This is a genomic window from Allobacillus salarius, from assembly GCF_007559425.1.
Taxonomy (GTDB): Bacteria; Bacillota; Bacilli; order Bacillales; family Alkalibacillaceae; genus Allobacillus; species Allobacillus salarius.
On the sequence record NZ_VMHE01000101.1, the window covers coordinates 1 to 508 of the forward strand.

Consider the following 508-nt stretch of genomic DNA (forward strand, 5'->3'; position numbering starts at 1 on the left):
ATTCCGGTGAAGATGCCGGATACCTGCGACAGGACGGAAAGACCCCATGGAGCTTTACTGTAGCTTGACATTGGGTCTTGGTACTACATGTACAGGATAGGTGGGAGGCTTTGAAACCAGGACGCCAGTTTTGGCGGAGCCATCCTTGGGATACCACCCTTGTAGTACTGGGACTCTAACCATAGGCCATGAATCTGGTCTTGGGACACTGTCAGGTGGGCAGTTTGACTGGGGCGGTCGCCTCCCAAAAGGTAACGGAGGCGCTCAAAGGTTCTCTCAGTACGGTCGGAAATCGTACGTAGAGTGTAAAGGCAAAAGAGAGCTTGATTGCAAGACATACAGGTCGAGCAAGGATGAAAATCGGACTTAGTGATCCGGTGGTTCTGCGTGGAAGGGCCATCGCTCAACGGATAAAAGCTACCCTGGGGATAACAGGCTTATCTCCCCCAAGAGTCCACATCGACGGGGAGGTTTGGCACCTCGATGTCGGCTCATCACATCCTGGGGC

At 53.3% G+C, this 508-nt stretch carries 1 rRNA gene; it reads left to right on the plus strand.

Annotated elements, in window-relative coordinates:
* Position 1 precedes the first annotated feature (1 nt).
* A 23S ribosomal RNA gene (locus FPQ13_RS13345) occupies positions 2 to 508 on the plus strand; the annotation flags it as partial.